Origin of the sequence: Brooklawnia sp. (assembly GCF_049651565.1) — a bacterium.
GTDB lineage: Bacteria > Actinomycetota > Actinomycetes > Propionibacteriales > Propionibacteriaceae > Brooklawnia.
Window position 1 is genome coordinate 22,757 of record NZ_JBASCI010000260.1, and the last position, 8,568, is coordinate 31,324.

General features: G+C 68.5%; 8 protein-coding genes. All 8 read right to left on the reverse strand.

Features of this window, described 5'->3' with window-relative positions:
* Nucleotides 1-22 precede the first annotated feature (22 nt).
* The 8 genes from secG to uvrC all read right to left on the reverse strand — a co-directional run bounded on the left by secG (nucleotide 23) and on the right by uvrC (nucleotide 8,552).
* A complete protein-coding gene (gene secG, locus WBL05_RS12670) occupies nucleotides 23-298 on the reverse strand; it encodes a preprotein translocase subunit SecG (protein WP_424226384.1) in 276 nt (91 codons plus the stop codon).
* A gap of 102 nt (nucleotides 299-400) precedes the next feature.
* The gene (gene tpiA / locus WBL05_RS12675; RefSeq protein ID WP_424226385.1) at nucleotides 401-1,180 is read right to left on the reverse strand and encodes a triose-phosphate isomerase; all 780 of its coding nucleotides are present in this window, start codon (nucleotides 1,178-1,180) and stop codon (nucleotides 401-403) included.
* Entirely contained in the window at nucleotides 1,177-2,415 is a 1,239-nt protein-coding gene (locus tag WBL05_RS12680; protein WP_424226386.1) for a phosphoglycerate kinase, read from the reverse strand. Before WBL05_RS12680 ends, tpiA begins: the two co-directional genes overlap by 4 nt.
* A 96-nt stretch (nucleotides 2,416-2,511) precedes the next feature.
* Nucleotides 2,512-3,516, reverse strand: coding sequence for a type I glyceraldehyde-3-phosphate dehydrogenase (gene gap, locus WBL05_RS12685; protein WP_424226388.1), 1,005 nt, complete (start codon nucleotides 3,514-3,516; stop codon nucleotides 2,512-2,514).
* A 147-nt stretch (nucleotides 3,517-3,663) separates the two neighbouring features.
* Nucleotides 3,664-4,650, reverse strand: coding sequence for a DNA-binding protein WhiA (gene whiA, locus WBL05_RS12690; protein WP_424226390.1), 987 nt, complete (start codon nucleotides 4,648-4,650; stop codon nucleotides 3,664-3,666).
* 56 nt (nucleotides 4,651-4,706) lie between these two features.
* Nucleotides 4,707-5,651 carry a gluconeogenesis factor YvcK family protein gene (locus WBL05_RS12695; protein WP_424226391.1) on the reverse strand — a complete coding sequence of 315 codons (945 nt, stop codon included), beginning with the start codon at nucleotides 5,649-5,651 and terminating at the stop codon, nucleotides 4,707-4,709.
* A complete protein-coding gene (gene rapZ / locus WBL05_RS12700; RefSeq protein WP_424226393.1) occupies nucleotides 5,648-6,541 on the reverse strand; it encodes an RNase adapter RapZ in 894 nt (297 codons plus the stop codon). The genes WBL05_RS12695 and rapZ overlap by 4 nt, the downstream gene beginning before the upstream one ends.
* A 28-nt stretch (nucleotides 6,542-6,569) precedes the next feature.
* On the reverse strand, nucleotides 6,570-8,552 hold the full coding sequence (gene uvrC / locus WBL05_RS12705) for an excinuclease ABC subunit UvrC (protein WP_424226401.1): 1,983 nt from the start codon (nucleotides 8,550-8,552) through the stop codon (nucleotides 6,570-6,572).
* Nucleotides 8,553-8,568 lie beyond the last annotated feature (16 nt).

An 8,568-nucleotide genomic window follows, 5' to 3' on the forward strand; every position in this document is an offset into this window, starting at 1 on the left:
AAACCAGACCATTTGCCCGCGCCTAGAGCGCGAAGCGGTAGAGCACCAGCAGGCCGGCGATGCACAGCACCCACAGCAGGGCGACAATCACCGTCAGCCTGTCGAGGTTGCGTTCGGCCACCGATGTGCCACTCATTCCCGTTGTCATGCCGCCACCGAACAGGTCGGACAGTCCGCCACCACGCCCCTTGTGCAACAGGATGAACCCGGTGAGGATCACGCTCAGTACGATCAGCAGGATCGACAGGGCCGTGATCGGCCACGTGATCAACGGTACGAAAGTCACGCGAGCGATCATATCCCACCCCTCGCAGGGGCCCGAATCGCACTGCCGGTGCGCGAAGCAGGGACGCCCCGGCGTGCCGGACGCGTCCCTGCTGGTGTGGCGTCTGCCCCGCAATCACCGCTGGTAGAACAGCACGATCCTGGCGAACTCCTCCGCCTTCAGGCTGGCACCGCCGACCAGGCAGCCATCGACATCCGGCTGGGCCATGATGTCGACGACGTTGCTGGCCTTGACCGAGCCGCCGTACTGGATCCGCACGGCGTCGGCCACCCGGTCGTCGTAGAGGTCGCGGACCGCCTGCCGGATCGCGCCGCAGACCTCCTGGGCGTCCTCGGGCAGTGCCACCTCACCGGTGCCGATCGCCCAGATCGGTTCGTAGGCGATCACCAGCGACGCGACGTCGTTGGCCGAGATGCCGGCCAGCGCACCGGTGACCTGGTCGACGGTGTACTCGACCTGCCGGCCCTGCTTGCGCAGCTCCAGCCCCTCACCCACGCAGATGATCGGGGTGATGCCCTTCTCCAGCGCCTTGATCGCCTTGGCGTTCACCACCTCGTCGGTCTCGCCGTGATACTGGCGGCGTTCGCTGTGGCCGACCACGACGTAGCTGCAGTCGAGCTTGGCCAGCATGCCGGCCGAGATATCCCCGGTGTACGCGCCGTCGTCGTGCTGCGACACGTCCTGCGCACCATGCTTCAACGGCAACCTGTCGCCATCGATGAGGGTCTGCACGCTGCGGATGTTGGTGAACGGCGGGATGACCACCGCTTCACAACGGTCACGGTCGTAGCGTTCGTCGGCGAGCGTCCACGCCAGCTTCTGGACCAGCCCCACGGCCTCGATGTGGTTCAGGTTCATCTTCCAGTTGCCGGCCATGATCGGCGTGCGGGTCATAGGTTGTCCTCCACTCCGGGAACCGGCTGTTCGTCCAGCACGACGAGGCCGGGCAGCGTCTTGCCCTCCAGGTACTCTAGGGACGCGCCGCCGCCGGTGGAGATCCAGCCGAACTGGTCGTCGGCGTAGCCCAGGTCGCGCACGATGGCTGCGGAGTCGCCGCCGCCGACCACCGTCAGGCCGTCCACCTCGGTGAGTGCCTTCGCGACGGCGGCGGTGCCCCCGGCGAAGGCCGGGATCTCGGCCACACCCATCGGGCCGTTCCAGAAGACGGTCCTGGCGCGGCGGATGGTGTCGGCGAACAGCTGTTCGCTCTTCGGGCCGATGTCCAGGCCCTGCTGCCCGGCCGGGATCTGGTCGGCGGCCACCACCGACACCTCCCCGACTACTTCCCGGGCCTCGAAGTTCATACCGGGAGCGACCCGGACGTCGACCGGCAGCACGATCTGCTTGCCGGCGGCCTCGGCCTGCTTGAGGTACTCGGCGCACTCGGCGACCTTGGAGTCGTCCAGGATCGAGTCGCCGACCTCGTAGCCCTTCGACTTGAGGAAGGTGTAGGCCATGCCGCCGCCGATCACCAGCGCGTCGGCCACCTTGAGCAGGTTGTCGATGACGGCCAGCTTGTCGGCCACCTTGGCGCCACCGAGGACGACCACGTAGGGCCGTTCGGGTTCGGTGGTGAGCTTGCTCAGCACCTCGACCTCCTTGGCGACCAGGTCGCCGGCGGCGGCGGGCACCAGCTTGGCGATGTCGTAGACGGACGCCTGCCTGCGGTGCACCACACCGAAGCCGTCCGAGACGTACCACTCGCCGAGCTTGGCGTACTGGGCGGCCAGCGCGGCGCGCTCGGACTCGTCCTTGGACTCCTCGGCGGGTTCGAAGCGGACGTTCTCGACCAGCAGCACCTCGCCGTCGGCCAGGCCGGACGACAGCTCCTGCGCCGACGACCCGACCACGTCGGTGGCCAGCTTGACCTCGGTGCCCAGCAGCTCACCCAGCCGCCTGGCGACCGGGGCGAGTGAGTACCTGGGGTTGACCTGTCCCTTGGGACGCCCCAGGTGGGCCAGCACGGTCGTGCGGGCGCCGGCCTCGCGCAGCTTGGTCAGGGTGGGTAACGCCGACTTGATGCGGCCATCGTCGGTGATGACCTCGCCGTCCAGCGGCACGTTGAAGTCGCAGCGGATGACGACGCGCTGGCCGCGCAGGCCGGTCAGCCATTCGTTCACTGATCGCACAGTGTTTCCCTTCTGGTGGTTGGTTGGTTCGTGAAGAGAACGGGGGCGTGCCAGGCCGAAGCCGACACGCCCCCGGGTTACATCTACCGGTGTTCGTCAGAGGTTCTTGGCGACCAGCCTGGCCACATCGACCAGCCGCTTGGAGTAACCCCACTCGTTGTCGTACCAGGACAGGATCTTCACCAGGTTGCCGATCACCTTGGTGTAGGAGGCATCGAAGATGCTGGAGTGCGGATCACCCTGGATGTCGGTGACCACGATCGGGTCCTCGGTGTAGGCCAGGATGCCCTTGAGCGGGCCTTCGGCGGCGGCCTTCACCGCGGCGTTGACCTCTTCGACCGAGGTCTCCTTGGCCGACACGAAGCTCAGGTCGGTCACCGAGCCGGTCGACACCGGGACGCGCAGCGCGAAGCCGTCGAACTTGCCCTTCAGTTCGGGCAGCACCAGGGCGACGGCCTGGGCGGCACCGGTCTTGGTGGGGATGATGTTCAGGGCGGCAGCGCGAGCGCGGCGCAGGTCCTTGTGCGGGCCGTCCATCAGGTTCTGGTCGGCGGTGTAGGCATGGATGGTGGTCATCAGGCCACGCTCGATGCCGAAGGTGTCGTTCAGCACCTTGGCGACCGGGGCCAGGCAGTTGGTGGTGCAAGACGCGTTCGAGATGATGTTGTGCTTGCCGGGGTCGTAGTCGCCGTCGTTCACGCCCATCACGATCGTGATGTCCTCGTTCTTGGCAGGAGCCGAGATGATGACCTTCTTCGCTCCGGCCTGGATGTGGGCGCCGGCGGCCTCGGCGGTGGTGAACCGGCCGGTCGACTCGATGACGACGTCGACACCCAGATCGCCCCACGGCAGGGCGGCGGGATCACGCTCGGCCAGCACCTTCATCTTGTGACCGTCGGCGGTGATGGACTCTTCGTCAAAGGTGACCTCGCCCGGGAACCGACCCAGCGTGGAGTCGTACTTCAGCAGGGTCGCGAGGGTCTTGTTGTCGGTGAGGTCGTTGGCTGCGACGATCTCGATGTCCGCACCCTGATCCTTGGCGGCGCGGTAGAAGTTGCGGCCAATTCGGCCGAAGCCATTGATGCCAACCTTCACGGTCATGTAGTGATCTCCTTCAGAGATGCTCTGTGCCTTCGCCTGGGCACGGGTGCCAGACTTTTCGGTCGTCTCTCACTCTAGCCAAACCGGCCGGATATCGCGGATTCGCTCCAAACGATATGGACATTCACGCCCACCGCGAAACGCCGATCAGAGCGCCTCGTCGGTCAGTTCGGAGGTCAATGCGGCCTCGGTGGACGGGATGCCCCGTTCGGCGGCAACCTTGTCGGCCATCGCCAGCAGCCGCCGGATCCGGCCAGCGATGGCGTCCTTGGTCAATGCCGGGTCGTGCAATTGCCCCAGTTCCTCAAGGCTCGCCTGCTTGTGCTCGATGCGCAGCAGCCCCGCTTTCCTCAGGTGATCGGGGACGTCATCGCCGAGGATCTCCAGCGCCCGTTCGACCCGCGCCCCGGCAGCAACGGCCGCCCGCGCCGAGCGGCGCAGATTCGCGTCGTCGAAGTTCGCCAGCCGGTTCGCCGATGCCCGGACCTCACGGCGGATCCGGCGTTCCTCCCACAGCAGCACCGACTCGTGCGCCCCCATCCGGGTGAGCATGGCCGAGATCGCGTCACCGTCGCGAATGACGACCCGGTCCACCTGACGGACCTCCCGGGCCTTGGCGGGGATGTCGAGCCGGCGGGCCGAGCCGACCAGCGCCAACGCCGCCTCCGAACTGGGGCAGGTGATCTCCAGGGCCATCGACCGGCCGGGCTCGGTCAGTGAGCCACGGGCCAGGAAGGCGCCGCGCCAGACCGCGTCCTGTTCGTTCATGCCGGCGCCGACGACGTGTGGCGGCAGGCCCCGGACCGGGCGTCCGTGGGAGTCGATCAGACCGGTCTGCCTGGCTAGCGCCTCACCGTCGCGCACCAGCCGCAGGACGTAGCGGGTGCCCCGCCGGATGCCGGACCCGTTGATGATGACGAACTCGGATTCGTACCCGTACAGGTCGGAGATCGCCTTGCGCAGTCGGCGCGCCGCAGCACCGGTGTCGAACTCGGACTCGATCACGATGCGTCCGCTGACAATGTGCAGGCCACCCGAGAACCGGAGCATGGCCACCAGTTCGGCGACGCGGGTCTCCGGTTTCAGCACCCGCACCGTCGCGAGTTCCGTCTTCACCTGCTGAGTCAACGCCACGCGGCAATCATCCCACAACCTCGTGGCGGGTTCGGATCGAGTCGCGTAACCCCTTGTCAAGAGACCATCAGTTGGCGGAGCACGGCGGCCAGTCGCTGCGGGTCGTGGCGGGCGCTGCCGTCGTGGTGCCGCACGTCGGCGACCACCAGCCGGGCGCCGAGACTTTCGGCATAGGTGCGCAACGTGTGGTCATCGGCGCCGAACGTGGCGTCCGCGATGATGGTGTCGAAGCGCAGTGAGGGGGCGTGCTCGGCCAGGATCTCCAGGTGCCGGGCGGCGCTGATCCCGGCGGTCTCGGCGGCCGGGGCCACGTTCAGGTTCAGCACCCGGTGGGCGTGCGACTCCACGATGGCGGCCGCCAGCTCCGGCACCAGCAGGTGCGGCAGCACCGAGGTGAACCAGGAACCGGGACCGAGGACGACGAAGTCGGCGTCCCGGACGGCCTCGACGGCCTCTGGGCAGGCCGGCGGTTCGTCGGGCACCAGTCGGATGGCGATCACCTGGCCCCTGGTCACCGCGACCTCGTGCTGGCCCCGGACCACGGTCACCTCGTCGGGCTGGTCGGGGTCGATGCCGAGCACGTCGGCCTCGATGTTCAGCGGCACCAGCGACATCGGCAGGACGCGGCCCCGCACGTGCAGCAGCTGGCCGACCATGTCGAGCCCGTTGACGGCGCCGAGCTGCTGCCAGAGCCCCTCGATGAGTAGGTTTCCGATCGCATGGCCGTTGAGCGGCCCGGCGCTGTGGAATCGGGACTGCAGCACGGTGGCCCACTGCCGCCCGATCTCGTCGTCGCCGCACAGCGCAGCAAGCGCCATCCGCAGGTCACCCGGCGGCAGACCACCCAGTTCGCGGCGCAGGCGTCCCGACGAGCCACCGTTGTCGGCGACGGTGACCACCGCAGTCAGCCGGTCGGTCACCTGGCGCAGCGCCTGCAGACTGGCGGACAACCCGTGTCCGCCCCCCAGAGCGGTCACGCAGGGCGACGAGGAACCGCTCATTCCCGCCCCAGGTCGCGGTGCATGACACTCGCCTGCACTCCCCCGGCCCGCAACCGCGCGGCGAACTCCTCGCTCAGCGCGGTCGAGCGGTGCTTGCCGCCGGTGCAGCCGATGGCGATGGTCGCCTGCATCTTGCCCTCCCGCTTGTACCCCGGGCCGACGGTGGCGATCAGTTTCTGCAGCAGGTCGAGGAACTCCGACGCGCCGGGTTGGCCGAGCACGTAATCGCTGACCTCACTGGCCAGCCCGGTCTGGGGTCGCAGGTGCGGCACCCAGTGCGGGTTGGGCAGGAACCGCACGTCGAAGACCATGTCGGCATCGACCGGGACGCCGTTCTTGAACCCGAAGCTCATGATCAGGAAGCGGGTGTTCTGGTCGTCCCCAGAACCATAGATGTGGCCGATCCGGTAGCTGAGCTGGTGCACATTGGTGTTCGAGGTGTCGATGACGACGTCGGCATCGGCCCGCAGACCGCTCATCATGCGGCGCTCCTTGGCCACCGCCTGGGTGATGCTGCCACCGCCCTGCAGCGGCAACGGCCGGCGCACCGACTCCTGCCGGCGCACGATCGCCTCGTCGCTGGCCTCCAGGAAGCAGATCTCCTTGCGGATGCCCTGCGCCTCGAGTTGGGCCAGCACCCGTGGGAGCTGGTCGAACATCTCCCGCGACCGGACGTCCAGCCCGACCGCGAGCCGGTCCTGCCCGCCGCGGCGCACAGTCTCGATGAGCTGGGGCAGCAGGCTGGGCGGGAGGTTGTCGACGACGAACCAGCCGAGGTCCTCCATGGCGTGCGCGGCGGTGCGGCGGCCCGCGCCGGACATCCCGGTGATGATCACAACCCGGGGCGGGGCAGGCAGGTCCTGGGTTGAGGTCAGTTGCGGCTGGGTCACACCCCCATTATGCCGATATCCCGGCGCGCTACTGGTCGATCACTTCGCCAGTAGCGGTGTTGATGGCCTGCCCGGCGTCCTCGGCGGCCAGCGCATCGAGCACTGCCTGGGCGGTCGCCGGCCCGAAGCCCGGCAGCAGCCGCAGCTCATCCAGGGTGGCCGAGCGCAGCTTCCTGAGGCTGCCGAAGTGCGCCAGCAGGGTGGCTCGACGCACCTCCCCCAGGCCCGGCACGCCGTCGAGGACCGATTCGACCATCGCCTTGGAGCGGCGTCCCCGGTGGTGGGTGATGGCGAACCGGTGGGACTCGTCACGGACCCGCTGCAGCAGGTACAGCGCCTCGGAGGCCCGCGGCAGGATCAGCGGGTACTCCTCGCCGGGCAGCCACACCTCTTCCAGCCGCTTGGCCAGCCCGACCAGCATCACCTCGTCGGCCAGCCCCAGGTCGTCCAGCACCTGCTGGGCGGCATTGACCTGCGCCAGGCCGCCGTCGACCACCACCATCGAAGGTGCGTACGCGAACTTCCGCGGCACACCGGTCACCGGGTCGACCAGCACCGGGCCGTCGTCGTCGGCGCCAGTGGCAGCCATCGCCTCGCGGTCGGCCAGCAGTCGCTTGAACCGTCGACGCAACACCTCGTCCATGGCGGCGATGTCGTTGGAGCCCTCGAACGACTTGATCACGAAGCGGCGGTACTCCGACTTGCGGGGCAGCGCGTCCTCGAATACCACCATCGAGCCGACCACCTCGGTGCCCTGCAGGTGGCTGATGTCGAATCCCTCGATGCGCAGCGGCGCGGACGCCATCCCGAGCGCCTCCTGCAGCTCTTCAAGGGCCTGGCTGCGGGTGTTGAGGTCGGACGCGCGCCTGGTCTTGTGGATCGCCAGCGCCTCCGCCGCGTTGCGTGCCACCGTGTCGAGCAGGGCCCGCTTCGGTCCGCGCTGCGGCACCTGGACGCGGACCCGCGCCCCGCGCTGCTCGCTGAGCAGTTCCTCCAGCACCGCGCCCGAGGGCAACTCGGTCTCGACGATGACCTGGGACGGGATGGTGCTGCCGTTGTTGGTCTGGAAACCCTGTTCGTCGGCGTAGAGGCTGACCAGGAAGCCCTCGATCAGCTCGCCGACCTCACGGTCGTCGGTGCGGTCGGCCACCCAGCCACGCTCGCCGCGCACCCGGCCGGAGCGGACGTGGAAGACCTGCACCGCTACCTCGAGCGGATCGGCGGCCACCGCGAGCACGTCGGCGTCGGTGCCCTCGGGCAGCACGATGGCGTTCTTCTCGGTGGCCTGGCGCAGCGCGTCCAGTGAGTCGCGCAGCACCGCGGCACGTTCGTACTCCTGCTGCTCGGCAGCCTGCCGCATCCGGCTGGTGAGCTTTCGTTCCAGCCCTCTGGTCTGGCCGGCCCAGAAGGCGCAGAAGTCGTCGGCGATCTCCCGGTGCTCCTCGGCGCTTACCCGGCCGACGCAGGGGGCGGCGCACTTGCCGATGTAGCCGAGCAGGCAGGGCCGGTTCGCCGCGACGGCGTTCCGGAAGACCCCGTTGCTGCACGAGCGCATCGGGAAGACCCGGAGCAGCAGGTCGACCGATTCCCGTACCGCCCAGGCCTGGGCGAACGGGCCGTAGTAGCGCCAGCCCTTCCGCTTGGCGCCGCGGCCGACGAAGACCCGGGGGTACTCCTCGCTCCAGGTCACGCACAGCCACGGATAGGACTTGTCGTCGCGGTACTTGATGTTGAACCGGGGGTCGAACTGCTTGATCCAGGTGTACTCCAGTTGCAGCGCCTCAAGCTCGTTGTGCACCACCGTCCAGTTCACGCTGGCGGCGGTGCGCAGCATCGTCTGGGTGCGGGGGTGCAGGCTGCCGGGGTCGGCGAAGTACGAGTTCAGCCGGTTCCGCAGGTTCTTCGCCTTGCCGACGTAGATCACCTGGCCGTGCGGGTCGCAGAAGCGGTAGACGCCCGGCTCGGTGGGGATCGAGCCGGGCGCTGGGCGGAAGCTGACGGGGGTGGTCATCCTCACGCTGCTGGGG

Coding starts and splice junctions, on each gene's coding strand:
- WBL05_RS12695 (WP_424226391.1), bottom strand. CDS start 5,651: ATGAGCGGTTCCTCGTCGCCCTGCGTGACCGCTCTGGGGGGCGGACAC.
- tpiA (WP_424226385.1), bottom strand. CDS start 1,180: ATGACCCGCACGCCGATCATGGCCGGCAACTGGAAGATGAACCTGAAC.
- uvrC (WP_424226401.1), bottom strand. CDS start 8,552: ATGACCACCCCCGTCAGCTTCCGCCCAGCGCCCGGCTCGATCCCCACC.
- gap (WP_424226388.1), bottom strand. CDS start 3,516: ATGACCGTGAAGGTTGGCATCAATGGCTTCGGCCGAATTGGCCGCAAC.
- secG (WP_424226384.1), bottom strand. CDS start 298: ATGATCGCTCGCGTGACTTTCGTACCGTTGATCACGTGGCCGATCACG.